Genomic DNA, 25,393 nt, shown 5'->3' on the forward strand with positions numbered 1-25,393 from the left:
CGTCAGGGCCAGCCGTCAGGTGCCCGCCCCCGGGCGCGACCGGGTTGTCAGTGCCGCCCGGTAGGTTGTGAGACATGCGCATCGCGACCTGGAACGTGAACTCGATCACCGCCCGACTGCCGAGGCTGCTCGCCTGGCTGGAGAGCAGCGGCACCGACGTGCTGTGCCTCCAGGAGGCCAAGGTCGCCGAGGCGCAGTTCCCCTTCGACGAGCTGCGCGAGGCGGGTTACGAGGCGGCGGTCCACGCCACCGGCCGGTGGAACGGCGTGGCGGTGCTCTCCCGCGTGGGCATCGAGGACGTGGTCAAGGGCCTGCCGGGCGACCCGGGATACGAGGGCGTCCAGGAGCCCCGCGCGATCTCCGCCACCTGCGGCCCGGCCCGCGTCTGGTCGGTGTACGTGCCCAACGGCCGCGAGGTGGAGCACCCGCACTACACCTACAAGCTCCAGTGGTTCGAGGCGCTGCGCGCCGCCGTCGAGTCCGACGCCTCCGGCAGCCGCCCGTTCGCCGTGATGGGTGACTACAACGTGGCGCCGGCGGACGACGACGTCTACGACCGCGCCGCCTTCGAGGGCGCCACCCACGTCACCCCCGCCGAGCGCGCCGCCCTTGCCTCCCTGCGCGGGGCCGGCCTGTCCGACGTGGTCCCGCGCCCGCTGAAGTACGACCACCCCTTCACGTACTGGGACTACCGTCAGCTCGGCTTCCCCAAGAACCGCGGCATGCGCATCGACCTGGTGTACGGGAACGAGCCCTTCGCCAAGGCGGTCACCGACTCCTACGTCGACCGCGAGGAGCGCAAGGGCAAGGGCGCCTCCGACCACGCGCCGGTCGTGGTGGACCTGGACGTGGACCTGGACGTGTAGGCGCAGCACACCGGCCCGTCCCGCGTGCCCTGTGGTGCACATGGCGGTACGAATGACAGTGTGGAGGTATGAACTTCCCCTTCCTGGGCAAGCGGCGCGAAGATCCCCGGGCTCACGACGCGGAGGGCATCGGTGAGCTGCTCGCCGACTGCGATCTGCTGCGCTCGCGGGCGCAGCGGGAGGGGGTCCGGCTCGACGACTCCGAGGTCTCCCTGGAGCAGCTCGACCAGGTGCTGCCGCGCTGGCGGAGCGACGAGGAGATCCTGACCTGGCTGGGCAACGACGCCGGTCTGTACCTCGGTACCGTGATCGTGCGCACCGTGCCCGGCGCCGTCTGGACCATCCGGTCCGACGGGCAGCCGGTCGTCCGGCTCGCCTCCGGCCGGGAGTTCGACGTGGTGGCTTCCGGTCACGAGTGGGCCGCGGACGGAGTGCCCGAACTCTCGCAGTTGTACGGCGAAGTCGCCGAAGCGTGAACCCCTGGCCTCACGTTCGCCGTAAATAGGGGTAATGCCCGAAAGGTGCGTGTCGGTAGCATTCGTGACGTTCGCCCCGATACGTTGCAGAGGTCCGAGCACACGAACGCACGGGGGTCATACGCACGGTGCAGCCGGAGATCACTGCTCGCGGGCGAGGAGAAGGTCAGTTGCACACCGGCGAGCGACGTCGTCGAGGCGCCGCTCGACGACGTGGCGCTCGCCGATCGGCTCAGCGGGAGGTGCCGGACGATGTCGAAGGCAGATACCGGGGTGCCCGCCAGGCGTCCAGCCGATGCTCCACCGCCGCCCCCAGGGACAGCAGCTCGGCGTCCTGGCGGTTACCGGCCATGAGGAGCAGCCCGACCGGCAGTTCGCCGACGAACCCGGCGGGTACGGACAGCGAGGGGTACCCGGCGACGGCGGCGGGGGTGGAGGAGGGGATCACGTCGTTGTCGCCCCGCGCGCAGTCGGTGGTCCACGCGGGCGGGTTCGCCGGGGAGGCGATGGCGTCCAGGTCGTGCTCGGCCATCGTCTCGTCGATGGACCGACGGGACAGATCCGTCAGCTCCGCGCGCATCGCCCGGTACTCCGGATCGGTGGTGGGCGGTGCGACCAGCGCCTGCTCGAACAGCTCCTGCCCGGCGAAGCAGGTCTGCTCCTTCGGGTGCGTGCGGTTGAACTCGATCAGCTCGGCCAGGTCCTGCGGCCCGCCCCGGGTGGCGAGGTAGGCGTCGATGTCCCGGTGGAACTCGCTCAGCAGCGCCGGGAACTCGAGTTCGGCCAGTCGCTCCTGGTACGGCATGCTCACCTCGACGACCTCGGCCCCCGCGTCGGTCAGCCGCTCCGCCGTACGGGTCATGAGGGCGTCCACCTCGGCGCCGAGTGACGGCAGCCGCCACAGGCCGATCCGTTTGCCGCGCAGCGAGTCCAGAGAGCCCAGAGAGCCGTCGGCGGCGCGCACGGTGTCACGGCCGCTGAGCACGGACAGGGTGAGCGCGGTGTCGATCACGTTGCGGGCCATGGGACCGGCCGTGTCCTGCTCGGCGGAGATCGGTACGACGCCGGACTGGCTGACCACTCCGAGGCTGGGCTTGAGACCGACCACGCCGCTCATCCCGGCGGGGCACACGATGGAGCCGTCCGTCTCGGTGCCGATCGCCACCTGCGCCAGCGACGCGGCGAGCGCCGCGGCCGAACCGGAGGACGATCCGCAGGGATTGCGGTCCAGGACGTACGGGTTGTTGGTCTGACCGCCCACTGCCGACCACCCGGAGGTCGGCTTCGCCGCACGGAAGTTGGCCCATTCGGACAGGTTGGTCTTGCCGAGGATCACCGCACCGGCCGCCCGCAACTTCTTGACCAGGTCCGCGTCCGTGTCCGGTGGGCTCCCGGCCAGTGCCAGGGACCCGGCGGTCGTCGGCATGTCGCGGGTGTTCACATTGTCCTTGAGCAGGACGGGGATGCCGTCCAGCGGGCCGCGGGTCCTGCCGCGGCGATGCCTGAGGTCGCTGGCGGCCGCCTGGCGCAGTGCCGTCGGGCTGGTGCGCAGCACCGCGTTGATCCTCGGGTCGACGGCCTTGATCCGCCGCAGGTACGCGAGGGTCAGCCTGAGCGAGGACAGCGACCCGCGGTTCATGCGGGCCTGCAGTTCGGGGATGGTTACCGTGTCCAGGTTCACTCCGTTGACCAGCGTCGACTCGGCGGATCGCGCCGAATCGCCGGGCCCGGACTCAGCGGCGCCGGCCCGTTGACCGGGTGCGGCCGCAACGAGGGGGGCCACGACCAGGATTGCGGTCAGGGCCGCCATGCTTCGCTTCTTCATGGCGGACAGCCCACTACACGGTGGCGCCCGGCACAAGGGGCCCCTCAGCCTTGGCCGTTGGCGCGTTCGGGGACGATCCGGCCGTCGAAGACGGTGAGGGCGACGGGCAGGCCGGGGATGTCGTGCGGGTCGGCCGTCCGCAGGTCCCCGCCGAGGACGCAAAGGTCGGCGACCTTGCCCGGCTCGACGGCGACCTTGCCCGGCTCGACGATGCCCTTCCAGGACTCGGCGAAGTCCTGCCGGGCGGGGTTGAGCGTGTAGGCGCGCAGTGCCGTCTCCAGCGAGACGCGTTGCCCGGGGCCGCTCACCCCGGCCCGTGGCTTTGGACTCGCGCAGGAGAAGGTCGGCGCGGTGCGGGCGGCGGGCCGGGTCGGCCAGGCACTTTGCCAGGTAGCCGACGTCCCGTCCGAGGCCGGTCGCCGGACGAGCGCTCGGCCTCCACCCCGACGTCGATGTCCTCGCCCTCACCGGCTCCACGGCCGTCACTGCCCGCGCTACGCCGCGTCACCGCTCGCGCCGCCGACGGCACCGTCGAGGCGGTCGAGGCGGTCGGAGCGGTCGAGAAGCCCGTGAGCGGGCGCATGGTTCCTCGCCGTGCGGTGGCATCCCGAGGACACGGCGGACGGCGCTCGCCCCCTTGACGGCCCCCACTCCTTCGCTAAGGTCTAGACCTGCATGGGTAGGTCTAGACCTGCGATGCAGGGTTGCCTCATCGGCAACGTCGTACGAATGCCGGGGCAGGCTGGTTCGACGTGGACCGAAGGGAAATGTGATGTCATGCGCATGAAAAGAAGAGTGGCTGCCGCCGTGGGAGTGCTGGTCGCTCCCGTGGTGGCCGTGAGCCTGCCGGCACCCACGGCGAGCGCTCACGGCTGGGTGGTCTCGCCGGGGAGCCGACAGGACCAGTGCGCCGCGCGCGTGGTGGACTGCGGTCCGATCAAGTGGGAACCGGCGAGCGTCGAGGGCCCGAAGGGACTGCGCAACTGCAGTGGCGGGGACGCCCGGTGGGCCGACCTGGACGACGACAGCAAGGGCTGGCGGGTCACTCCGATCGGCTCCACGCACACCTTCACCTGGAGCATCGAGGCCCGGCACGCCACCAGCAACTGGCAGTACTTCATCGGCGACCAGAAGATCGCCCAGTTCAACGGTCACGGCGCCCAGCCTCCCGCCTCGGTCAGCCACCAGTTGAACTTCGGCGGGTTCACCGGTCGGCAGAAGGTGCTTGCGATCTGGAACATCGCGGACACCGCCAACGCCTTCTACTCCTGCATCGACGTCAACATCGGCGGTGGTGGAGACGACGGCGGCGGCGACGGGGGCGGCGACGACGGAGGTGGCGAAGAGCCGGGTGACTGCGTCGCGGCGCCCTGGAACACCGGGAGTGTCTACAACGGCGGCGAGACCGTCTCCCATGGCGGCCACACCTGGCGTGCCAAGTGGTGGGTGACGGGTGAGGAGCCAGGCACCACCGGCGAATGGGGCGTCTGGGAAGACCTCGGCGCCTGCTGAACCGCCGCATCGGCCGGCGTACGCATCAAGAGGGGCGTACGCCGGTCTACGGCCCGTGGTGCGCGACCGTCGGCTCGTGCGGGCGCTGCTGTCACACCCACCCCCTACAGTCCCCTTCATGACACAGCCGACTTCCCCCGGGCCGCACGACAACGGCACAAGCGAGACCGCGCGGGGCCCGCGTCGACTCGAGCAGTTGCGAACGCTGCTGGATACCGTCGCCCCCGTCGAAGCCCGTGGAATCGTCCCAGAACTCATGCTGCCGTCCCCGCCGGAGGACCGCACGGAGGCTCTCCGACTGGCCGCCCGGTTCAGCCTGAGGGCCGACTTCTCCACTGAGGAACTGCTCCGGCTGTGGTCGACGGTTGACGGTGACCCAGGTGGATTCTGCGAGAACTCGCTCGCTCCGGCGTACTCCGCGCGCAAGGCCATCCGGCGCCTCGTGCCGCTGTCCGCACCGGGTGACGGCACGGACGCCCTGAAACTGGCCGCCCGCTTCGCCGGCCAGGACAGATACGTGCACAAGCTGCTGCTTCGGCTGTGGCCGAAGGCCCCCGACCCGGACGGTTTCGCCGAGCACCTGCTCGCTCCGGTGCTGCATGACGTCGGCATGACCGAGCTGCGGCTGTCGCACCGCGCCTCACTGACGGGTCTGCGCCACCTCACCATGCTCGACAGGCTCCGGCTCGACTGGGGTCGGGAGCTCACGGACCTCACCGAGGTCGGCGAGCTCACCAACCTCACCCGACTCGGTCTCTGGGGCTGCCGCGGCATCGAGGACCTCACCCCGCTCAGCCGGCTCACCCGGCTCACCCACCTCGACCTGAATGCGTGCGACTCCGTCGCGGACGTCGAGCCGCTGCTGGCCCTCCGTCACCTGCGTGAACTGCGTCTGACGTCGACCAAGGTGGGCTCCGTCAGCGAATTCGGCCCGGCGTTTCCCGTTCTGGAAAGCCTTGACCTCCGCTCCTGCGCTTCGCTGACGGACCTGGACGGGCTCTTCGAGCTGCGCAGCCTCACCCACCTCTGGATGAGTGACAACGACCGGTTCCGTGACCTCTCACCGTTCGCCGCGCTCCCGCGCCTGGAGACTCTCGGCATCGACAAGTTCACGAACCTGGCGACGCTGGAAGGGCTCGGAACGCACCCCCGCCTGACGAAGCTGGGAATCCACGGCTGCGACGGCCTGCGCACCACCGAAGGCCTCGGTGAGCAACCCGCGCTGCGAGAAGTCTCGTTGACCGGAAGGGGGGCGCCGACCGATCTGCGTGGCCTGGGCCGGCTGCCCGCGCTGCACACGCTCCTGCTCAACGGCACCCCAGTCAGCAACCTCGACGGCCTGGCGGGGTCCCCGCTGAGTTCACTGAACCTCCGCTACATGGAATCCCTGGAATCCCTCGACGCCCTTCGGAACTGCCCCGAACTCCAGGACCTGACCCTGTGCGGCTGCCCGCTGGTGCAGGACATACCCGCCGGCTCCCTGCGTTCGCTCTCCCTGTCCGGCGTGAGCTGGACGGAACTGTCGCGCCTCGCCGGCCAGCCCGGTCTGCGCAGTCTGGAGCTGGGGTCGAGCACACTCAGGGACATCACCGCCCTGACCGGCCTGCGGCACCTCGTCGATCTCGACCTCGGCCGCTGCCGGCACCTTCACGACCTTCGGCCGCTGCTGGACATGCCGTCACTGACGAACGTCCGCCTGCCCGACGACCTCGGGACCTTCACGGAATCGGGAACGCCCGTCCCCCTCGTGGCCGAACTCAAGGAACGTGGGGTGACCGTACTCGGGGTGACCGGCCCTCGCCACGACTGAACCCTCCCGACCCGCAGACGCGACGCAACACTCGCTGCGCGTCCGGCCCGAACCCCAGGAGCCCCGCATGACTCCCGAATCGCTGAACATGCTCAACCAGTTCCGTGAGAAGGCGCGCGAGAGGGACATCCCTCCCGACGCCGTCGAATGGTGGATACGCACCGCCCGCCCGTGCGGCAGTCTGGGCACGCGGGGAAGCGGACCGGTCGTGGGCCGGCTCGGCGGCCCCATGATGATCCCAGCCCAGGCCCCCGACCCCTGGTGCAAGCTCGCCGCCACCATCGACCTCGCCGCGCTGCCCCGGGACCTGACGGACCTCCCGCTGCCGTCCGACGGCCACCTGCTCCTGTTCGCCGACCCGGATCCCGACTCGATCGGCTACCGCACTCTGGGCAGTGCGCTCCACGTCTCCGCCGGTACCCCCGTCGAGGAACGCCAGGTGGACCTCGACCCGGACCCGGACGACGACGAGCCGTACGGTGCGGTGTTCGGCGAGGGCCTGCTGCACGTGGACACCGACCTCTCCCTGCCCCACCACACCGAGGTCCGCGGTCCCGAATCCCCTCCCACCGGCAGCATTTCGTCGCACCCCTACGCCTACGAGCTGCTCGACGCCTGGGATGACGTACCTCACGACGGCGTCCATCCCGGACTCCAGCTCGGCGGGTACTCCGTGGACGAGTACGGAGAGGAGGACCCCGCCGTATCGGCCGGACTGGAGGCCGCGCGTGCGCAGGCAAGAGGCGAACTGCCCCCCTCCGAAGCGGGCGTGAGTCCCGCGGACTGGGTGTGCCTCGCCCAGTGGTGGCATGGAATCGAAGGCCTGGAAATGGCCTTCTTCTCCTGGTCGATCGCCCGGCAGGACCTCGCCGCCGGACACTTCGACCGGGTGTACGCCACCATGACCTGGAATCCCTGACCCATCCGGGCGGCCACCAGGAACTGCCCTCGCGGGTCACGAGCCGAGGTCGAGCGGGACACCTGCGCCGTCGCCGTCGCCGTCGCCGTGGTCACGGCGACGGCAGGGTGTGACTGTGATCGTCGTGCGAGGACCAAGGGGTGTTTGTAAGAGGTCTTCCTGGCTCCACCGGGCCAACTTGATGTGGCTCCACGGCGTGAGAAGTTGATCTGGCTCCATCAGCGCAGCGGAAGCAGAATGGCCGCCATGGCTCACCTGATCGATACGCCCCGTCCTGAGGAGGCCGCAGCCTTGGCTCAGGTTCATCTCCAGGCATGGTTGCAGACGTATCCGAACGAGGATGCGGGCATTGACGAGGTCTGGATCAAGGACAATCTCGGCTCGGTCGTGACGCCCGAGGGCATTGCTCGGTGGCATGCCGTCATCGAGGAAGCGGACCGGTGCCCGAACGAGGTCTTCTGCCGGGCTGTTCGTGCGGAGAGCGGTGTCGTCGGCTTTCTGTGTGGCCGACGCGCTGACGTGGTGACCCTCGGTCCCATGTACTTCCTGCGCGATGCCCAGAATCTGGGCTTTGGGAACCGGCTCATGGGCGAGTTCCTGGCGTGGGCGGGTGGAGCCACCATCCGGCTATGGGTGACGGCATACAACGAAGGAGCGATCCGCTTCTACGGCCGGTACGGCTTCAAGCAGACCGGGGAGCGAGAACTGTGGCGGGGCAGGCTTCCCAACGTGCGGATGGTTCGCGGTGAGGTAGGAAACCGAGGCTTGCCCACTTTGGAGTGAATGCAGTGGGCCACCCGTCCGACAGCGACATCGTTTGTGAGTCGATCACGGTCATGTCGGAGGCCGTGTCCATGGGTCACGGTCGCGTCGGGAGGCCGGGATGGGTTTGTCACGGGTCGAGCTGTTCGCGAGCATCAGGCGGGACGAGCGTCAACCGAGAGTTCAACGAGTGCGTCATCCACCAGGAGTCCCTGTTGCCCATGGAGGGTGCGTATGTGGAAGCCCCGGGTCTGTCTGGCTCTGGCGCTGTGCGGCATGGCAGGAGGGTGCGGCCTGCTGGCCTGGTACTGGGACGCACTGGGGATCGGTCTGATCGGGTCGCTCGCGCTGTGGTGCGGCGTGGGAGTCCTGCTCTGGAAGGCATTACAGGCACTCCTCGGCAGGACAGGTCTCCCGCAGGTGCAGAGCCCTGCCCGGCCCACAGCCCTCCCCGTCGCTCCTCATGCCCCTGTCGCTGGTCCGGGGATGCCGCCGTGGACGCCGCAACCGCTCCCGAGTCCCTCGCCTTCTCCGGTGGCACCGAACCCCGGGGCGTCGGGTACCGGAACGCCCGGTGCGGACGGCGCGGCCGTGGCGCGGGCGGTGGGGAACGCCGCCAGAGGCACGGCGCGGACCGTGTGGCGAGTCTGGACGGTGCTGGCCCTCGTCCTTCTGATCCCCCTCGCACTGGGCCTCGCCGTGGCGGGGGGCGTCTTCCTGTACAGGGGTGACCTGCCGCAGGGCGGAATCCTGCTGGGCGCGGCCGGCTTCCTGGCGTGGTACTGCACTGGCCTGCTGCGGGGCCGGGGACAGCCGGACTGGACGGCCCTCGGGGGCGACGGCGAGTGACGTTCTCCCAGAGGCATGGGGACCGGAAGTGTCACAACCGACAGCGAGTTGCGTACGCCCACTGGCCGACAGTGTGCCGACTGGCAGTCCGGCACTGATCGGGACGACGGGCTGACGTCTCGGCGCGGCAGACACAGCGGTGGACTGCATACGATCCCCTGACGCGGACGCCGCTCATCGTGGTCGTGACCGCGCCTACTCCGCGCCGGGTGGGCTGCCCGCCCGTGCGGAGTGGTCCCGGGCGAGTTCCTCGAGCTCCTGGATGCCGTGGTTGAGCTCGATCATCAGGGTGAGGAACTGCTGGGTGCGTTCGTCGTCCCAGCCGGCCGCCTCGATCAGCCGCGCGGCCCCCGCGCGGCTGATGGCGCGGTCGGCCTCCAGTCGTTCCAGACCCAGCGGGGTGGGCCGGAAAGTGCGTGAGCCTCCCTTGGTGGTGGCATCGAGGCGCTCGACGAAGCCGTGCCGGAGCATGGTGCTCATCTGCCGGTTGATGGTGGACACGTCGGCCTGGAAGGTGTGCGCCAGTTCCTTGAGGGTGAGGGGGTCGCCCGTTTCCAGGCGGGTGAGCAGGACGTAGGCCGAGCGGTCGAGGCTCTGGCCGATGCGTGGGCCGCGTGACGCGACGAAGTGCCTCGACAGCAGGGTCAGCTCACGTTCCAGGTCGTTCAGACGGCGATCCTGCCCGCTCGGCTCGGTCATGTGCTCCGTGCTCCCTTCCTCCGCGTTTGCTGCACCAGTGTCCACGGCCGGGCCCCTCCGCCGGCGATCGCCCCGGGCGTTGCCGCTTCCGTCGATGTGTATGTACCATGCACATCGTAACTCCCTGTGGTGATCACTCCTGGGTGACGGGCGGTCGGTCGCAGAGCCGGCCAGGGGGAGTGAACCCGGCCGTGGACCCTGCCGAGTCGCCCGCGCCCCGTACGAACCGGCCCGCCGCCGTGGACCTCGATCTCGTCAAGGAAGTGCCTCGTGTCGACCAGAATCGTCCGCACCGTGGGGCCAGGGGCGGTCACCGCTGTGATCACCCTGAGCTGCGTCGTGATCTCACTGATGCAGACCTTCATCGTGCCCATCATCCCGATGCTGCCCCAACTGCTGGGCACGGGTGCGTCCAACGCCTCCTGGGCGGTCACCGCCACGCTCCTGGCCGCGGCCGTGGTCACCCCGATCGCCGGGCGCCTCGACGACATGTACGGCAAACGCAGGGTCATCATCGCGAGCCTGGTCATGGTCGTCGTCGGATCCGTGCTGTGCGCGGTGTCCGACAGCCTGATCCCGGTCGTCACGGGCAGGGCACTGCAGGGCCTGGCCACCGGCGTCATCCCGGTGGGCATCAGCTTCCTGCGCGACGTGCTGCCCGCCGAACGGGTCGGCAGTGCGATCGCCCTGGTCAGCGCAGCCCTGGGCGTCGGCGGTGCCGTCGGCCTGCCCGCGTCGGCCGCCATCGTCCAGTACGCCGACTGGCACGTGCTGTTCTGGATCGCCGCCGTGCTCGGCGTGGTCTGTCTCGCGCTGGTGACGGCACTGCTGCGGGAGTCCCCGAACCAGTCGCCGGGACGCTTCGACGTGCCCGGCGCCCTCGGACTCGCCGCCGGTCTGGTGTGCCTGCTCCTCGCCGCGACCAAGGGTGGCAGTTGGGGCTGGACCAGTGGCTCCGTCGCCGGTCTGCTCCTGGGCGGCGTCGTGATCCTGCTGCTCTGGGGTGTCTACGAGTTGCGCGTGGCGCAGCCGCTGGTGGACCTGAGGGTCACCGCCCGCCGTCCCGTGCTCTTCACGAACCTGGCCTCCCTCATGGTCGGTTTCGCCATGTACGCGACGAGCCTGGTGTTGCCGCAACTGCTCCAGTCGCCCTCCGCCACCGGGTACGGCCTGGGCCAGTCCGTCCTCGCGGCGGGCCTCGCCCTCGCCCCCAGCGGCCTGGTCATGATGGCCTTCGCACCGCTCTCCGCCCGTATCACCGCCCGGCACGGCGCCCGCACCACGCTCCTGACCGGCCTGTGCGTCATCGGCGTCGGATACGGGGTCGGCCTGGCGCTCATGGCGGAGGTCTGGCAGATCATCGTCATGTCGATGATCGTCAGCGCCGGCGTGGGCATCGCCTACGCCGCGAGCCCGGCCCTGATCATGGGAGCCGTGCCCGTGACCGAGACGGCGTCCGCCAACGGCATCAACTCCCTGATGCGCTCGATCGGCACGTCCTCGTCCAGCGCGGTGATGGCCGCGATGCTCGCCGGCATGACCATGCAAATCGGCCCGGTCTCCGTACCGACCGAGCACGGCTTCCGCATGACCTTCGTCGTGGCGATGCTCGCCGCGGTGGCCGGCATCGTCCTCACCCTCCTCATTCCGCGGGTCCGCCGTTCCACCACGCCGGATTCCGCCCCGGCCGAGACCGTCGGCGTCGCACGCTGACCCGCCGCACCCCGGACACAGCGAAAGGAACCACCATCATGGAACGCCTGAAGGACAAGGTCGCCGTCATCACCGGTGCGGGCAGCGGCATCGGCCGGGCCGCCGCCGAGCTCATGAGCCGGCAGGGAGCGCGGGTCGTCGTCGCCGACTTCGACACCGAGGCGGCCGCGGAGACCGCCGCGCTCATCGACAAGGCCGGCGGCCTGACCCTGCCCGTGACGGTGGACGTCACCGACGAGGGCTCGATCGTGGACATGGTCGCCGCCACCGTCGCCGAGTTCGGCGCCCTGAACGTGCTCTGCAACCACGTCGGCGGCACCAACCCGCGCACCGACCTGGACGTGCTGCGCATGGACATGGACGAGTTCCACAGGGCCGTCTCCCGCAACGTGACCAGCACGCTCCTCGGCACCCGGCACGCGATCCCGCACATGATCCGCGCGGGCGGCGGCTCGATCATCAACACCGCCTCGGTCGCCGCCCTGGTCGGCGACGTTCTGCAGACCTCCTACGGGGCGGTCAAGGCGGCCGTCGTCAGCATCACCAAGTCCACCGCCGTCCAGTACGGGCCCCGGAACGTGCGCTGCAACGCCATCGCCCCCGGCGCCGTCATGACCCCCGCGCTGGAGAACAACCTGCCGGACGGCGTCATCGAGAGCCTCAAGCAGGGCAACGCGCTGCCCCGCCTCGGCTCGTCCGAGGACATCGGCCACACCATGGTGTTCCTCGCCTCCGACGAGTCCCGCTACCTCACCGGCCAACTGCTGGTGGTCGACGGCGGAATGACCATGCAGTCGTCCGCCGCCCCGGGGCGGCGGGCCCAGCTCCCCGCCTGAGCCGACGCACGAGAGCCCGCAAGAAAGGAACGGACGGCATCATGAACGTACGCACACTCGACGGCAGGACCGCCATCGTCACCGGGGGAGCCTCCGGGATCGGCGGCGCCATTACCAGGATCTTCGTCGCGCGGGGAGCCCGGGTCGTCGTGGTCGACCTGCAGGAGGAAGCCGGGCAGGGCATCGCCGACGAGCTCGGTGACGCCGTGGTCTTCCTGCGCGGTGACGTCTCGGACCGGAAGGTCGCCGATGCGGCCGTGGCCACCGCCGTCGACCGTTTCGGGTCCCTCGGCGTGCTGGTGAACAACGCGAGCGTGTCGCGGCAGAAGCCGTTCGAGGAGCAGACGGACGACGACTGGAACCTCGCCATGGACACCGGTCTGTACGCCACCCGCAACTTCATGCTCGCCGCGCTGCCCGAACTGAAGAAGACCGGCAACGCCTCCGTCATCAACTTCGGCTCCGGAGCCGGACTGAACGGCCAGCCGAACCAGGCCTCCTACGCCGCGGCCAAGGAAGCGATCCGCGGCCTGAGCCGGGTGGCCGCCAACGAGTGGGCCCCGCACAACATCCGGGTCAACGTCGTCTGCCCGATGGCGCTGACCGCCGGAGTGGCCCAGTGGGCCGAGGCCCGCCCCGAGCAGTACGCGCAGTCCGCCGCCGCGGTGCCGTTGGGTCGCTTCGGCGACCCCGACCGCGACGTCGCCCCCATCGTCGCCTTCCTCGCGAGCGACGACGCGAAGTACATGACCGGACAGACCGTGATGGCCGACGGCGGGGCCGTCAAGCTCCGCTGAGACGCGCCCGCGTTCCCGCCCGTCGGAAGTGTGGGAGGCCGGCCGCCGACTGGTCGGTCGTTCATGACGCCCGACCACGGATGGGGCGCCATCCGGACTCCCGGGAACATCCACCTCAGGAGGCGCCGGTGACCGGACCGCCCAGGCCTGATGGTGGCTCTCCGCTCCGGCCCGGCCCGGCCGCCGGCCATGTCCTACTTCTCTGGCTGTCGGGGTGGAACAGGGGCGAACCGAAGTACGACTCCCGCTGCGGGCCCGAGGACGGGAGCGGTGCTCATCGCGCGTGGACGGCCACCTCCCGCAGCGAGTAGCCGTACTTGGTGGCCCGGTCGGTGCCGTGCACGCGCAGGTAGCGCGCGGTCGTCGGGGTGAACCGGGCGGTCTCGATCCCGCCGCGGCCCTCCGCGGTCTGCCACACCGTGCGCCAGGTCCGGTTGTCGTCGGACACCTCGATGCGGTAGGCGGCGGCGTGGGCCTTCTCCCAGTCCAGTACCACCCGGCCGACGGGCCGGGCGCTGCGCAGGTCGACCGACCACCACTGGTCGTCGCTCCAGTCGCTCGCCCACCGGGTGGCGAAGTCTCCGTCGACGGCGCGGTCGGGCCGGTAGCTGGTGAAGACCGAGAACTCGCTGCTGCTCGCCGACGCGGCACCGCCCCGGGCCAGGTTGGCCGTCCGGTCCCACGCGCGGGTGGCGTTCCACGTGTCCAGGTAGGACTGCGCGCCGTGCAGCAGTTCGTCGACCAGCGGGTCGCCGCCGACGCGGCGCACGTCCTCGATCCAGTCCGGGATCAGTCCGACGTGGGCGCCGCCGTCGGTGTTGACGTCCCACACCCGCTCGCCGGTGCGCTGACGGTCCACCAGCGGGCCTTCGGGGTAGGACCGGAACGGGTAGGTGACCTTGTCCGGCGCGTCGTCACCGCGGGGCGCGGGGTGACTGCCCAGCCCGTTGAAATCGGTGCCGTAGCCGAGCCCGACGTCGTACTTCTCGCGCAGGTCGGCGGTGGCCGCGGTGTCCTCGACGAACGCCTTCGAGTCCATGTCGTAGGAGCCGACGAAGCCGCCCATCCGGTACAGCCGCTCGGTCCAGTCGCGGTCCATCCAGCTATGGCTGGAGAGCACGCCCGGGTAGTCCACCGACTCCATGATGTCCATCGCCCGGCCGGCGGCCTTGACGCTCATGTGGTCGACCTCGACCATCATCCCCCGGTCCATCATGCCGTTGAGGGCGTACTCCCCGAGCCGGGTGAGCCCGCGGGTGTTGCACCGCGCGTTCTCGTCGTACGACGGCACGCTGATCCCCTCCGGCAGCTTCGCCTCGGCCTCGGGCACCCTGGCCGAGCCGATCGGGTTGTCGTGCTGGGGGCCGGTGCACTTCTCGGTCTTCCAGAAGGTGCCGGTGGAGAGGAACTGCCCAATGTTGATGATGGTGCCCTGTGTCCCCTGGTCGAAGCGCACGCCGCACAGCGCGTTGTCGAACTTGTGGCACAGGAACATGCTGCTCACGCCGAGTGCCTGGAGTTCGTCGAGACCGGCGTCGATGTCGGCCTTGCTGCACTGGGCGATGTCGAGCACCTGCTTGCAGCCGAAGGGCTCGGAGGTCTCCACGCCCAGGACCACGGCCAGCTTGCCCGCCTCGATCACCTGGCGTGCCTGCGCGGGCGACGTCACGATCCGGAACCAGCCCTTGCCGGAGCCGCCGTACATCTCGTCGATGTAGTCCTGCATGTCGTAGGTCTTCTCGGCCTGCAGCCGGACGGACTCCATCTCGTCGCAGCCGCGGTCGCGCACATAGATGGAGCAGATGACGCCGTTGGACGTCAGGTCGGTGACCAGGACGCGCTGGCCGGCCCGCCAGGCGCGCTCCAGCCAGGCGTAGTAGTTCTGCTGGTGCGACATCGTGGTGGAGCTGGGCCAGTCCTTGAACGTCGGCCAGCCCACCGGGTCGTGGTGGCCGTCGGGGTCGACGGTGAGGTTCTCCAGCAGCGCGCCGGCCCCGTCGGGGTAGTGCTCGGGGCAGTCCTTGAGGGCGTCGGCGACACCGCCGTCGGAGAACGGCTTGCCGCAGACCAGCTTGCCGCCGAAGGCCTCGTTGGTCATCAGGTGGTTGTGGGTGTCGACGAAGCCGCGTACGTCGCCGTTCGCGTCGGTGCCGGTGAACGGCTCGCCGCTCACGTTGATCTGAGAATCGGGTGCGGGCCGGTCGACCGGCTCCCACCAGGGCCGCTCGGCGGCGCCGGCCCCGCCGGCTCCCAGGCCGGCCAGGAGCAGTGCGGCGAGGAGGGACAGGGCAAGGGCGGCGGCGGCGCCCGGACGCGCTCTCTTCATGGGGTCTCCCGAGGGCGTGAGGTGGGCCGCACCCTAGAGTTGGTCAAACGTCCCGGTCAAGAGTCCCAGTTGAGCCATCGGCACGTGGATCAGGCGGGGCGGGCCAGCTCGGCCACATGCCGGGCGACGAGGTCGAGGGCCTCGCCGGCCGCCGCCGCGTTCCCCTCGTTGAGGTAGAGCAGCGTCACGCCGTCGAGCGCCGCGGTGACGTAGCGCGCCAGGACCGGCACCGGCACGCTCCACTCCAGCCGCTTCCCCGCGTCGTCGGTGAGTGCCTCGATGAGGCGGGTGTTGGCCGCGAGATACGTCTGGTACTGCCGCTCCGCGACGACGGCGAGGCCGGGCTGCCGCGCGGCGTACTGCGTCAGTTCGTAGGTGAGGCGGTGTTCGTCCGGCTCCTCGACCACGTGCTGCCAGTAGGCGCGCATCCCGCGACACAGCCGCTCCTCCAGTTCGCCGTCGCTCACCACCTCCGACAGCGCCCGCTCCAGGGTGTGGCCGGTGATGACCTCGATGACCTCGCCGAGCAGCTCCTCCTTGGAACGGAAGCAGTAGTGGAAGGACCCCAGCGACATGTCGGCCTCGGCCACGATCGCGCGTGTGGTGGCGGCCGGGACTCCGTCCCGCACCATGACCGCGATCGCGGCGTCGACCAGCCGCTCGCGTCGTTCGCTCGCCGCAATCCGGTTCATGGGCCGACTCCTCGCTCGTGCGCACTGGTGGCCGGGGGTCGCGGGGTGCGACCGACCGAGTCGAGCCGCCATTCTCCCCGACACCGGGTTGTGGCCCCCGCGTCCACCGAGGACGTCGCGGCCGCGGCCGCGTACCGGAGACAGGCCCAAGGCGATCGGATCGGGGCGCTCGTTCTCCGGGACCGCGGTCACGGAAGGCGGGCGACTGCGGTCGGACCGACCGACCGGACTGGTCCGCGCCGACACCGGGAGCGGCCCGGTCACCGTGCGGGCCGGGATGCCGCTGCACAGGCTCAACCCGCTGCTCGCCGGGATCGGACCGGCTTTGGGGTGGGGATCCTCGGCGACATCGACCGTCGGACCGCGGCCTGCTTTGCCACGCGGTTACCCCGACCTGTTCGTCGCGCGGCCGGGGTCTCCCTCGCGCCCTGGGCGTCATCACCGCCGTCACCCTCCAGTGCGTGGCGCTGCACGCGCGGCGCGACGTCGACCGGCCGGAGCCGCTGGAGCGGACTCTGGAATCACCCGTCTCGCGTCCCGGTTCAGCGGATCCCGCGACGTCACCGACCTCGCCCACCGGGTCTCGGCGTCGCCCGCAGCGTGGGCCTCCGCGAGGGCGAGTACCCCGTCCCGCGCGACACCCTCGTCGATGCCCTGCGCGAACTCGGGTGCCAGGTCGACTCCCACGGCGAGGCGGATTCCTTCCCTTTCGGCGCCCGGTTCGCCGCCGACTACGACATCCGGCTCTCCCTGGCCCACGAACGCGATGTCGCCCACATCGCGTTCCACCAGTACCACCGGAAGCCGCACGAGAGGTGGTTCCAGGACTTCACCGCTCTGCGCGCCCGCCTCGACCCGGCCGGGATGTTCGCCGGCCCCTACCTGGACCGCGTCCTCCGTCAGGCCGGCGCCGCACGGTGAACGCGCCGGACCTTCTCCCGCCGACGCACAGGTCCTGGAGGCACCACGTGTAACAGCGCACACGGGACCGCGCACACCGGACCGGGAGCGGAACCGGGGGCGGAACCGGGGGCGGAGCCGGAGGGGGACTCTGCTGCCCGGTTCCCGGGCCGCGGTCACGGTCGGCAGGCGGCGTCGTCCGTTCGCCCGCTCCGTCGCGGACCTGCCGACCGGCCCCGCATACATGCAGGGCCGGTGACGGTGACGTTCGGCCCCTGCGCAGCGCACCCGGAGGTCCGGTCAAGGCGGCGGGAGCCGGTGATCCCCGGGCGGATGCCGCGGCCGGACCGAGCACGGCTGCCCCTCATGCGGCCCCGCCGGGGTCACTGATCCGGTGAGACCCGGAGCGAGGGCTCCTCGGGGTGCACACAGTGCCACTGGTGGCCGTCGCCGCCGTCCTCCCCGGCGGGGAAGCCGGTGGAGCAGGCGTCGTCCGCCTTCCAGCAGCGGGTGCTGAACGGGCAGCCGGGCGGCGGGTTGGTCGCCGAGGGCACCGGCCCGTGCAGCACGATCCGCTCGGGCCGCTCCAGCAGGCTCGGCGTCGCCGAGAGCAGGGCCGTGGTGTAGGGATGACGCGACCGGCCGGCCACCTGGTCGGCCTGGCCCTCCTCCACGACCCGTCCGAGATAGAGAACGGCGATCCGGTCGGCGAGGTAGCGCACCGTCTGGACGTCGTGCGAGATGAACACCATGCCGAGGCCGAGGCGTTCGCGCAGATCCACCAGGAGATTGAGGATCTGGGCGCGCACCGACACGTCCAGGGCGCTGGTGGGCTCGTCGGCGACGATCAGCTCCGGCTCCAGCGCGAGGGCGCGGGCGATCGCCACGCGCTGGCGCTGGCCCCCGGAGAGCTGTCCGGGCATCGCCTCCAGCGTGTGGGCCGGCAGGCCGACCAGGTCGAGGAGCTCCAGGACGCGTGCCTCACGGGCCTCCCGCGTGCCGCGGCGGTGCACGTCCAGCGGGTCGCGCAGGATGCGGCGCACCGACAGCCGGGGGTTGAGCGCGGTGGACGCGTCCTGGAAGATGACGCCCACGGCGGAGCCGAAGTCCCCGCGCCGTTCGGCCGGGCTCATCGTCCACAGGTCCCGGCCCCGGAAGTGCACGTGTCCCTCGGTGGGGCGCTGCAGTCCGGTGACCACGCGGGCCAGCGTGGACTTGCCGCAGCCGGACTCGCCGACCAGGCCGAGGATCTCGCCGCGCCGGACCTCCAGCGAGACCTCCGTCAGGGCGTACACGGAGTCCCGGTGCAGGATGCCGCCGCTGCGCGCCTTGTGCCGTACGTGGATGCCGTCGAGCCGGATCAGCGGGTCCGCGGCGGGGACCCCGGTGTCCTCCGGGGTGTGGTGAAGCGTCTTCATCGGGTACTCCCCAGGGGCTGTGCGGACTGCGTGGGCTGCGCCGCGGGCGCCGGGTGGTGGCAGGCGAACCGGTGGTCGTCCGCGCCGGACCGGTCGACTGCGGGCGGGGGCGTGGTGGCGCACAGGTCGGTGGCGGCGGCGCAGCGCGAGGCGAACCGGCAGCCCGGACCGAACGCCTTCGGGGCCGGTACGACACCGCGGATCTGGTGCAGCCGCTCGGCCCCCGACTCCAGCGAGACGACCGAGCCGAGCAGCCCCCGGCTGTAATGATGGGCCGGTGCGGTGAGCAGGGACCGCGTCTCGCCCACCTCGGCGACCTGACCGGCGTACATGACCGCGATCCGGTGGGAGAGGTCGCCGACCAGCGCCAGGTCGTGCGAGACCAGGACCATGGCGAAGCCGAGTTCGTCACGCAGCCTCACCAGCAGCTCGACGACCTGCGCCTGCACGGTCACGTCCAGGGCCGTCGTCGGTTCGTCGGCGATGAGCAGGCGCGGGTCGCGGGACAGGGCCATCGCGATCAGGACGCGCTGGCGCTGGCCGCCGGACAGCTCGTGCGGGTAGCTGCGCAGGGTGCGTTCGGCGGAGAGACCGACCAGTTCGAGGAGCTCGGCGGGGGTGCGGGTGCCACCGCGGGAGGTGAGCCACTTGAGCTGGGTGCCGATCAGCACGGACGGGTTCAGGGACGACATGGCGTCCTGGTAGACCATCGCGATCTCCGGACCCATCAGCGCCCGGCGCTCCTTCGGCGTCAGCTTCAGCAGGTCGCGGCCGCGGTAGCGGATCTCGCCCTCGACCTCGGCGTTGCGGGCCAGCAGACCCATGACCGCGAGGCTGGTGATGGACTTGCCGCAGCCCGACTCGCCGACCAGACCCAGGGTCTCGCCCTCCCGGACGGTGAAGGAGATGCCGTCCACGACACGGGTGTCGCCGTAGCGGTCCGGGAAACGGATCGTCAGGTCGCGTGCGACCAGCAGGTCCGGCGCGTCGGCCGGCAGCGGCCGTGCGGCGGGCTCGACGCGCGAGAGGCGCTCGGCGAGCTCCGCGAGAGCGGCGTCCACGTCACCCTGGTCCGGCGCCTTGGCCGCGGACCCGGTGGCGGCGGAGGTGGCGTCGTCGCCGCCGGTGCGCGACTTGTCGGGCGACGCGGCGGCGTCGGTGAGGCCCTCGGACAGGATGTTCAGGGCGAGCACGGTGATCAGCACGCACACGCCGGGGAAGAACGTGGCCCACCAGCCGCCGGACAGCATGATCTGCCGGCCGTAGGCCAGCACACTGCCCCAGCTCGGGTCGGGGTCCTGCACACCGGCGCCGATGAAGGACAGGCTCGCCTCGAAGATGATCGAGTCGGCCACCATGACCGTCGCGAACACCATGACCGGAGCCATGCAGTTGACGGCCACGTGCCGGGCCACGATGTAGTGGCGCCGGGCCCCGATGACCTTCTCCGCGGCGACGTAGTCCTCGCCGTACTGCTCGAGCACGTTGGCGCGCACGACGCGGGCCAGGGAGGGCGAGTAGACGAAGGCGATGGTGAAGATGATGACCGGGATGCTGGGCCCGAAGACGGCGACGAGCACGGCGGCCAGCGCGATCGGCGGGAAGGACATCACGACGTCGAGCGTGCGCATCACCGACTCGTCGGCGAGCTTGCGCGAGGTCGCCGCCAGCGCGCCGAGCACGGAGCCGAGGACCAGGGCGAGCAGGGTCGCGCCGAAACCGATGATCAGGGAGTAGCGCGCACCGTGCACGACCCGGGCGAAGACGTCGCGTCCCGCCCGGTCGGTGCCGAACCAGTGGTCGCCGCCCGGTGCCAGGGCCGGGGTGCCCGTGGTGAGCGGGTCCTGCGTGAGGAGCGGGGCGAACAGCGCGCCGAGGACGATGACCAGAAGGATGCCGAAGGCGATTCTGGAGGACAGGGGCAGCCGGCGCAGCCGGGCGCCGGGACTGGCGACGAGGCGCCCGGCGAGAGAGCGTGGGGCGAGCATCACACCGTCCTGATACGCGGGTTGACGAGCAGGTAGAGCAGGTCGACGACGACGTTGACCACGAGGAACGCGACCGCGATGGTGATGACGGTGCCCTGCACGAGGGCGATGTCGCCGCCGGTGACGCCTTCGAGGATCAGCTTGCCCATGCCGGGCAGGTCGAAGATCGCCTCGATGACGACGGCGCCGCTGAGCAGGTAGCCGACCTTGACGCCGAGCACGGTCATCGGGGTGACCAGGGCGTTGCGCAGCACCGACCGGATGATGAGGGACGGCGGCAGGCCGCTGCCCTTGGCGGTGCGGACGTAGTCGCGGTCGAGTTCGGTGACCATCGCGGTGCGGATGAGGCGGGCCAGGGAGGCCGCGACCGGCAGCGCCAGGGAGAACGCGGGCAGCGCGAGGGATTCCAGCCAGCCGGTGAACGAGTCCGCCGGGTTGACGTAGCCGCCGGTCGGGAAGACCGGGGTGTTCAGCGCGAACTGCTGGATGAGCAGGATGCCGAGCCAGAACGAGGGCAGGGCGATCCCCGCCATCGACACGACCCGGAAGACCTGGTCGGGCCAGCGGTCGCGGTACATGGCGCTGGTGACACCGAGGACCAGGGCGAGCACGATGGCCAGCACGAGACCGAGCAGGGTGAGCTGCAGCGTCAGCGGGAAGGCGGTGGCGATGCGGTCGGTGACCGGCTGGCTGGGCGGCACGGTGACACCCAGGTCGCCGTGGAGGAGATCACCGAGGAACGCGAAGTACCGCACCGGGAGGGGATCGTTGAGGCCGTGAGCCTCCTCGAAGACGGCTCGCGCCGCGGGGGTCGCGCTGTCCCCGAGCGCGTTGTACGCGGGGTCGACCGGGGAGAACTGCAGCACCACGAAGACCAGTAGCGCGATACCGAGAATCATCACCGGCATCATCGCGACGCGGCGCAGCGCGAGCCGGAGGAATGCAACCATCGTGAGGTTCCTAGAGGTTGGAGGCCGGACCGGCCCCGCGTGTCAGGCGCGGGGCCGGCCCGGCGGTCGTGCGGCGCGTCGCTCAGGCCCGGCCGACGTCGATGAAGGACAGTCCGGTCGTGGGCAGCGGCTTGAACCCGGTGAGGGCGTCGGTGGTCCAGCCGGTCGGCAGCTTGCGATGCAGCACCGGATAGAGAGCGGCCTCGTCCGCGACCAGGTCGGTGACCTGCCCCCACAGCTCCTTGCGCTTGGCCTCGTCGGTCAGGCCCGCCGCCTGGTCCAGGAGCGACTTGGTCTTCTTGTACGCGGCGGAGCCCGCCCACCCGTAGCGCTTCTCGGGCCAGAAGCCGTAGTAGAACCAGCGCATCAGCAGGTCCACGTCGTTGCCGAAGACCGAGGGGTCGCCCGGCGCGGCCAGCGCGTGGAAGTCTCCCTTGTCCACCTTCGCGTACTGGGCCGCGGACTTGGCGATGTCGAGCGTGGCGTCGACACCGATCGCGGCCCAGCTCTCCTTGATCAGCGGCGCGACGTCCTTGACCCAGCCGGTGTCGGTGAGCATCAGGGTGAAGGAGAGGTCCTTCGCCCCGGCCTCGGCGAGCAGCTTCTTCGCCTTGGCGAGGTCGTGGGAGTAGACGGTCGAGGCCTTGCGGTAGTCCGGGTGGGTCGCCGGCACGTAGCCGGTGGCCGGTGCGGCGTTGCCGAGCAGGGCGGTCTCGATGATCTTCTCGGTGTCCAGGGCGTAGTGCAGCGCCTGGCGCACCCGCTTGTCCTCGAACCGCTCGTCCTTGCAGTTGAACATGAGGAAGAGCAGCCCGAACGACTGGACGGACTCGACCTTGTTCTCGCCGGTGATGCCCTTGACGTCGATGTACGGGACGTCCTCGATGGCCTGGACCCGGCCGGACTTGAGCGCGCTCACGCGGGCGGACGGGTCCGACATCAGGCGCCAGACCATCTTCTGGGCCTTGGCGGGGTGCGGACCGTTGTACTTGTCGTGCTTCGTCATCACGATCTTGTCCTCGCGGACCGCCGAGACGAACTTGTACGGGCCCGAACCGACCGGCTCGGCGTCGAAGCCCTTCACGTCCTTCTCGACGATCTTCTTCGGCACGATCCGTACGACGGATATGCGGGAGGGGAAGAGCGCGAAGGGGCTCTTGAGCTTGAACTCGACCGTGCCGGTGTCGACCGCCTTGACGGTGTCGATGAAGGGCACGAACTGCGCCATCAGGGAGGCGTTCTTCGGGTCCAGGACGCGCTCGAAGCTGAACACGACGTCCTCGGCGGTGACCGCGGAGCCGTCGTGGAAGGTCGCGCCCTTGCGCAGCGTGGCGCGGTACGTCGTCGCGTTGATCTTCTTCGGCATCTCCGTGGCCAGCGTGGGCCGCGCGACGAGGGTGGCCGGGTCGAGGTCGACCAGCCCCTCGAAGATGTGCATGTTCGCCGCGTACGGCGTGGCACCGGAGGTGATCATCGGGTCGAAGCCCGTGGACAGGGCGTAGGACAGGCCGGCCTCGATGGTGCCGGCGCCACTGCCGCCGGAGCCCTTCGCGCCGTCGCCGTTGGACGCGGGGCCGCCACAGGCCGTCAGGCCGGTGGTGATCGCGGTCGTCACACCGATGGCGCTCGTGTATCTCAGAAAGGTGCGGCGATCGACGCCGGCTGCGCTGCGCGAGGGCAAGGAGTCCTCCAGACGGACAGAAGGTGACTAAGGATGACCAGAGACGTGGCCGATTCGGCAGTGAGTGTGGTCAAAGCCTCATAGATCGTGCGTCAGACGTATGATGTCCGACGCGTTGATAGTGTGGGAAGGTAGTCCGACCGAGGAGAGGGGTCAAGAGGTGGCGGTGGAACAAGGGGCCGTGAAGCCGGTCATGCCGGCGCCCAAGTCGGCGCGCCAGCCGCTCAGGCAGGAGGTCGTCGACGGCATCAAGACACACATCCTGAGCAACAGGCTCCGCCCCGGCGACCCGCTGCCCACGGAGACCGCCCTGTGTGAGGCCCTCGGCGCGAGCCGCTCCAGTGTGCGCGAGGCCATCAGGATCCTCACCGCGCTGGACATCGTCGAGGTCCGGCACGGGCACGGCACCTACGTCGGACGGCTGAGCCTGTCCGCACTGGTGGAGAGTCTCACCTTCCGCGGACTGCTGAGCCCCGACGACGACTTCCAGGTCATGTCGGACCTCATCGAGGTGCGCGAGCTCTTCGAACGCGGGATGGCCGAGCGCCTCGTCGCGTCCCTCGCCGGGGACCAGGTCGACCGTCTTCAGGGATACGTCGACGTCATGCGCGACGCGGAGGCGGGCGAGGGGCACGGTTTCGTCGACGCGGACCGCTCCTTCCACGCCCTGCTCGTCGCCCCGCTCGGCAACGACCTCATCGGCCAGTTGTCCGCGGCGTTCTGGGACGTCTACGTCATCGTCGCCCCCCATCTGGACGTGTTCACGCACGAGCACGAGGCGTCCACCATCGCGAACCACCAGCGCATCGTGGACGCGTTGCGGGCCGGCGACGCCGGCGAGTTCGCCGCCGCGCTGAGCGACCACTACGCACCGGTGCGCCACCGGATCGCGGAGGCGCGCGCCCGGCAGTGACGCGTCTGGCAGCGACCGGGCGGCAGTGACCCGGGTGGCGTCGGGGCGCGCCCTTCCGCGGGTCCCGGCGCCCCGGCCGGCCCGTCGGTCCCAGCTCCACATCGGTCCTGGGCCAGGACTGCCCCGTAGGTCCCGCTCAGAGGTGCGCCGGTGCTCCGCCCGTGTCGTCGCTCGCGGCGTCCCGTCGGGCACCGGGGCGCCGCGACCGCCCCGGAATCGACGGCGCCGTCCCGCCGGGGCGATGCCGTGCCCGCCCGGCCTCCTGTCGTCCCCAGCGCGCTGAACCGCCGGGGAAGCGTCTTGACGTGTGCCGCAGGGTCTCTTAGAGTCCCTCGACACCAGACATCTGACGTCTGGCGTCAACCGGGTGTCTGTCGCTTGGGCACCCCGTCGACTCCGCCGTGCCGCACCGCGCGCACGCCACACCCACCGGGGCCCCTCTCATGCCGCTGACGGATCTGACCCTCGACGAGTGCCTGGCGCTGCGGCCCCGGCTCGACGAGCCGGCCGACCTCGACCTCTTCTGGGACCGGACGCTCGACCGGGCACGTGCCACGGACGCCCGCCCGCACTTCGCACCGGTCGACACCGGCCTGACACAGGTGACGACCTACGACGCCACCGTGCCGGGTTTCGACGGCCAGCCCGTACGCGGCTGGCTGCACCTGCCCGCCCGGGCGAGTGAACCCCTCGGCTGCGTCGTAGAGTTCCTCGGCTACGGGAGAGGCCGCGGCCCCGCGCACGAGCAACTGCTGTGGGCGAGCGCCGGATACGCCCACTTCATCATGGACACCCGCGGCCAGGGCTGGTCCGCGGCAGGCGGGGACACCCCGGACACCGCCACCCTGCACGGCTCGGTCCCCGGCTTCCTGACCCGCGGCGTCGAGAGCCCCGAGGACCACTACTACCGCCGAGTGATCACGGACGCGGTGCGGTGCGTCGACGCCGTCCGGGACCACCCGGCCGTCGACCCGGACCGGATCGTGGTGACCGGCGTCAGCCAGGGCGGCGGCATCGCCCTCGCGGTCGCCTCGCTCGTGGCGGACCTCGCCGGAGTCATGCCGGACGTCCCCTTCCTCTGCGACATCCGCCGCGCGGCCCGGATCTCCGCCACGAACCCCTACACCGAGATCGCCGCATACCTGAGCCTGCACCGCGACCGCGCCGACACCGTGTTCCGCACCCTGTCCTACGTCGACGCGGCCGTGCTCGCCTCCCGGGCCACGGCCCCGGCCCTGTTCTCCATCGCCATGATGGACGACGTCTGCCCGCCCTCCACCTGCTTCGCCGCCTACCACCGCTACGCCGGCCCCAAGGACGTCCGCGTCTACGAGTTCAACGGCCACGAGGGCGGCGGCGGTCACCACCGGCGCGAACAACTCGACTGGGTGCGCGCCCTCTTTGCCCCCGGACACCGCACCGGTGCCGGGACCCCGCACGACCGACAGCTCGTCTGACCCC

At 70.6% G+C, this 25,393-nt stretch carries 22 protein-coding genes; 13 read left to right on the forward strand and 9 right to left on the reverse strand.

Translation table 11 applies throughout. The features are described 5' to 3' along the window. Nucleotides 1-74 precede the first annotated feature (74 nt). Nucleotides 75-866 carry an exodeoxyribonuclease III gene (locus KUM40_RS13440; RefSeq protein WP_217166069.1) on the forward strand — a complete coding sequence of 264 codons (792 nt, stop codon included), beginning with the start codon at nucleotides 75-77 and terminating at the stop codon, nucleotides 864-866. A 68-nt stretch (nucleotides 867-934) separates the two neighbouring features. Then, nucleotides 935-1,342 carry a DUF6278 family protein gene (locus KUM40_RS13445; protein WP_217166070.1) on the forward strand — a complete coding sequence of 136 codons (408 nt, stop codon included), beginning with the start codon at nucleotides 935-937 and terminating at the stop codon, nucleotides 1,340-1,342. Nucleotides 1,343-1,574: 232 nt separating this feature from the next. On the opposite strand, the gene KUM40_RS13450 is transcribed toward KUM40_RS13445, so the two are convergent. Both KUM40_RS13450 and KUM40_RS13455 read right to left on the reverse strand, forming a co-directional pair. Next, nucleotides 1,575-3,167: an amidase family protein gene (locus tag KUM40_RS13450; RefSeq protein ID WP_217166071.1), complete on the reverse strand. Its 1,593-nt coding sequence runs from the start codon at nucleotides 3,165-3,167 to the stop codon at nucleotides 1,575-1,577. 44 nt (nucleotides 3,168-3,211) lie between these two features. After that, nucleotides 3,212-3,475: an amidohydrolase family protein gene (locus KUM40_RS13455; RefSeq protein WP_374227378.1), complete on the reverse strand. Its 264-nt coding sequence runs from the start codon at nucleotides 3,473-3,475 to the stop codon at nucleotides 3,212-3,214. Nucleotides 3,476-3,944: 469 nt separating this feature from the next. Here KUM40_RS13455 and KUM40_RS13460 point away from each other — a divergent pair, with 469 nt between their 5' ends. The 5 genes from KUM40_RS13460 (at nucleotide 3,945) to KUM40_RS13480 (ending at nucleotide 9,019) form a co-directional block, all read left to right on the forward strand. Then, nucleotides 3,945-4,679: a lytic polysaccharide monooxygenase gene (locus KUM40_RS13460; RefSeq protein ID WP_217166072.1), complete on the forward strand. Its 735-nt coding sequence runs from the start codon at nucleotides 3,945-3,947 to the stop codon at nucleotides 4,677-4,679. A gap of 118 nt (nucleotides 4,680-4,797) precedes the next feature. Continuing rightward, nucleotides 4,798-6,489: a leucine-rich repeat domain-containing protein gene (locus KUM40_RS13465; RefSeq protein ID WP_254395062.1), complete on the forward strand. Its 1,692-nt coding sequence runs from the start codon at nucleotides 4,798-4,800 to the stop codon at nucleotides 6,487-6,489. A gap of 67 nt (nucleotides 6,490-6,556) precedes the next feature. Beyond that, on the forward strand, nucleotides 6,557-7,408 hold the full coding sequence (locus KUM40_RS13470; RefSeq protein WP_217166073.1) for a DUF1963 domain-containing protein: 852 nt from the start codon (nucleotides 6,557-6,559) through the stop codon (nucleotides 7,406-7,408). 246 nt (nucleotides 7,409-7,654) lie between these two features. Then, entirely contained in the window at nucleotides 7,655-8,191 is a 537-nt protein-coding gene (locus KUM40_RS13475; RefSeq protein WP_217166074.1) for an N-acetyltransferase, read from the forward strand. 513 nt (nucleotides 8,192-8,704) lie between these two features. Continuing rightward, nucleotides 8,705-9,019 carry a hypothetical protein gene (locus KUM40_RS13480; protein WP_217166075.1) on the forward strand — a complete coding sequence of 105 codons (315 nt, stop codon included), beginning with the start codon at nucleotides 8,705-8,707 and terminating at the stop codon, nucleotides 9,017-9,019. Nucleotides 9,020-9,214: 195 nt separating this feature from the next. Here the strand turns inward: KUM40_RS13480 and KUM40_RS13485 are convergent, their stop codons facing one another. Continuing rightward, entirely contained in the window at nucleotides 9,215-9,718 is a 504-nt protein-coding gene (locus tag KUM40_RS13485; protein ID WP_217166076.1) for a MarR family winged helix-turn-helix transcriptional regulator, read from the reverse strand. Nucleotides 9,719-9,988: 270 nt separating this feature from the next. On the opposite strand from KUM40_RS13485, the gene KUM40_RS13490 reads away from it, so the two are divergent. The 3 genes from KUM40_RS13490 to KUM40_RS13500 are packed head-to-tail and all read left to right on the forward strand — an operon-like array spanning nucleotide 9,989 to nucleotide 13,064. Beyond that, a complete protein-coding gene (locus KUM40_RS13490; protein ID WP_217166077.1) occupies nucleotides 9,989-11,431 on the forward strand; it encodes an MFS transporter in 1,443 nt (480 codons plus the stop codon). 38 nt (nucleotides 11,432-11,469) lie between these two features. Next, nucleotides 11,470-12,267: an SDR family NAD(P)-dependent oxidoreductase gene (locus KUM40_RS13495; protein ID WP_217166078.1), complete on the forward strand. Its 798-nt coding sequence runs from the start codon at nucleotides 11,470-11,472 to the stop codon at nucleotides 12,265-12,267. Between the two features lie 41 nt (nucleotides 12,268-12,308). Next, complete coding sequence (locus KUM40_RS13500; RefSeq protein ID WP_217166079.1) at nucleotides 12,309-13,064, forward strand: SDR family NAD(P)-dependent oxidoreductase; 756 nt, start codon at nucleotides 12,309-12,311, stop codon at nucleotides 13,062-13,064. 274 nt (nucleotides 13,065-13,338) lie between these two features. Here the strand turns inward: KUM40_RS13500 and KUM40_RS13505 are convergent, their stop codons facing one another. Together KUM40_RS13505 and KUM40_RS13510 are read right to left on the reverse strand one after the other, a co-directional pair. Next, nucleotides 13,339-15,390 carry a discoidin domain-containing protein gene (locus KUM40_RS13505; protein ID WP_217166080.1) on the reverse strand — a complete coding sequence of 684 codons (2,052 nt, stop codon included), beginning with the start codon at nucleotides 15,388-15,390 and terminating at the stop codon, nucleotides 13,339-13,341. A gap of 89 nt (nucleotides 15,391-15,479) precedes the next feature. Next, nucleotides 15,480-16,082 (reverse strand): TetR/AcrR family transcriptional regulator, encoded by a 603-nt coding sequence (locus KUM40_RS13510; protein WP_217166081.1) that lies wholly within the window; start codon nucleotides 16,080-16,082, stop codon nucleotides 15,480-15,482. 600 nt (nucleotides 16,083-16,682) lie between these two features. Between KUM40_RS13510 and KUM40_RS42410 the strand changes: the two genes are divergently transcribed. Then, nucleotides 16,683-17,003 (forward strand): D-arabinono-1,4-lactone oxidase, encoded by a 321-nt coding sequence (locus tag KUM40_RS42410; protein WP_217166082.1) that lies wholly within the window; start codon nucleotides 16,683-16,685, stop codon nucleotides 17,001-17,003. 362 nt (nucleotides 17,004-17,365) lie between these two features. Here KUM40_RS42410 and KUM40_RS13520 read toward each other — a convergent pair whose 3' ends face one another. The 4 genes from KUM40_RS13520 to KUM40_RS13535 all read right to left on the reverse strand — a co-directional run bounded on the left by KUM40_RS13520 (nucleotide 17,366) and on the right by KUM40_RS13535 (nucleotide 23,019). Next, nucleotides 17,366-18,346, reverse strand: coding sequence for an ABC transporter ATP-binding protein (locus KUM40_RS13520; RefSeq protein ID WP_217166457.1), 981 nt, complete (start codon nucleotides 18,344-18,346; stop codon nucleotides 17,366-17,368). 50 nt (nucleotides 18,347-18,396) lie between these two features. Then, the gene (locus KUM40_RS13525) at nucleotides 18,397-20,388 is read right to left on the reverse strand and encodes a dipeptide/oligopeptide/nickel ABC transporter permease/ATP-binding protein (RefSeq protein WP_217166083.1); all 1,992 of its coding nucleotides are present in this window, start codon (nucleotides 20,386-20,388) and stop codon (nucleotides 18,397-18,399) included. Continuing rightward, on the reverse strand, nucleotides 20,388-21,338 hold the full coding sequence (locus KUM40_RS13530; RefSeq protein WP_217166084.1) for an ABC transporter permease: 951 nt from the start codon (nucleotides 21,336-21,338) through the stop codon (nucleotides 20,388-20,390). The genes KUM40_RS13525 and KUM40_RS13530 overlap by 1 nt, the downstream gene beginning before the upstream one ends. 82 nt (nucleotides 21,339-21,420) lie before the next feature. After that, the gene (locus KUM40_RS13535; RefSeq protein ID WP_217166085.1) at nucleotides 21,421-23,019 is read right to left on the reverse strand and encodes an ABC transporter substrate-binding protein; all 1,599 of its coding nucleotides are present in this window, start codon (nucleotides 23,017-23,019) and stop codon (nucleotides 21,421-21,423) included. Between the two features lie 193 nt (nucleotides 23,020-23,212). Here KUM40_RS13535 and KUM40_RS13540 point away from each other — a divergent pair, with 193 nt between their 5' ends. Together KUM40_RS13540 and KUM40_RS13545 are read left to right on the forward strand one after the other, a co-directional pair. Continuing rightward, nucleotides 23,213-23,932 (forward strand): FadR/GntR family transcriptional regulator, encoded by a 720-nt coding sequence (locus tag KUM40_RS13540; RefSeq protein ID WP_217166458.1) that lies wholly within the window; start codon nucleotides 23,213-23,215, stop codon nucleotides 23,930-23,932. Nucleotides 23,933-24,375: 443 nt separating this feature from the next. Then, nucleotides 24,376-25,389 (forward strand): acetylxylan esterase, encoded by a 1,014-nt coding sequence (locus tag KUM40_RS13545; RefSeq protein ID WP_217166086.1) that lies wholly within the window; start codon nucleotides 24,376-24,378, stop codon nucleotides 25,387-25,389. Nucleotides 25,390-25,393: the final 4 nt, after the last annotated feature.

It is taken from the genome of Streptomyces sp. AC512_CC834, assembly GCF_019049325.1.
Classification (GTDB): domain Bacteria; phylum Actinomycetota; class Actinomycetes; order Streptomycetales; family Streptomycetaceae; genus Streptomyces.

Excerpts from the sequence above, each read along its gene's own strand:
- KUM40_RS13440 (WP_217166069.1), top strand. The coding sequence starts at position 75 with ATGCGCATCGCGACCTGGAACGTGAACTCGATCACCGCCCGACTGCCG.
- KUM40_RS13445 (WP_217166070.1), top strand. The coding sequence starts at position 935 with ATGAACTTCCCCTTCCTGGGCAAGCGGCGCGAAGATCCCCGGGCTCAC.
- KUM40_RS13450 (WP_217166071.1), bottom strand. The coding sequence starts at position 3,167 with ATGAAGAAGCGAAGCATGGCGGCCCTGACCGCAATCCTGGTCGTGGCC.
- KUM40_RS13460 (WP_217166072.1), top strand. The coding sequence starts at position 3,945 with ATGCGCATGAAAAGAAGAGTGGCTGCCGCCGTGGGAGTGCTGGTCGCT.
- KUM40_RS13465 (WP_254395062.1), top strand. The coding sequence starts at position 4,798 with ATGACACAGCCGACTTCCCCCGGGCCGCACGACAACGGCACAAGCGAG.
- KUM40_RS13470 (WP_217166073.1), top strand. The coding sequence starts at position 6,557 with ATGACTCCCGAATCGCTGAACATGCTCAACCAGTTCCGTGAGAAGGCG.
- KUM40_RS13475 (WP_217166074.1), top strand. The coding sequence starts at position 7,655 with ATGGCTCACCTGATCGATACGCCCCGTCCTGAGGAGGCCGCAGCCTTG.
- KUM40_RS13485 (WP_217166076.1), bottom strand. The coding sequence starts at position 9,718 with ATGACCGAGCCGAGCGGGCAGGATCGCCGTCTGAACGACCTGGAACGT.
- KUM40_RS13495 (WP_217166078.1), top strand. The coding sequence starts at position 11,470 with ATGGAACGCCTGAAGGACAAGGTCGCCGTCATCACCGGTGCGGGCAGC.
- KUM40_RS13500 (WP_217166079.1), top strand. The coding sequence starts at position 12,309 with ATGAACGTACGCACACTCGACGGCAGGACCGCCATCGTCACCGGGGGA.
- KUM40_RS13505 (WP_217166080.1), bottom strand. The coding sequence starts at position 15,390 with ATGAAGAGAGCGCGTCCGGGCGCCGCCGCCGCCCTTGCCCTGTCCCTC.
- KUM40_RS13510 (WP_217166081.1), bottom strand. The coding sequence starts at position 16,082 with ATGAACCGGATTGCGGCGAGCGAACGACGCGAGCGGCTGGTCGACGCC.
- KUM40_RS13525 (WP_217166083.1), bottom strand. The coding sequence starts at position 20,388 with ATGCTCGCCCCACGCTCTCTCGCCGGGCGCCTCGTCGCCAGTCCCGGC.
- KUM40_RS13530 (WP_217166084.1), bottom strand. The coding sequence starts at position 21,338 with ATGGTTGCATTCCTCCGGCTCGCGCTGCGCCGCGTCGCGATGATGCCG.
- KUM40_RS13540 (WP_217166458.1), top strand. The coding sequence starts at position 23,213 with ATGCCGGCGCCCAAGTCGGCGCGCCAGCCGCTCAGGCAGGAGGTCGTC.
- KUM40_RS13545 (WP_217166086.1), top strand. The coding sequence starts at position 24,376 with ATGCCGCTGACGGATCTGACCCTCGACGAGTGCCTGGCGCTGCGGCCC.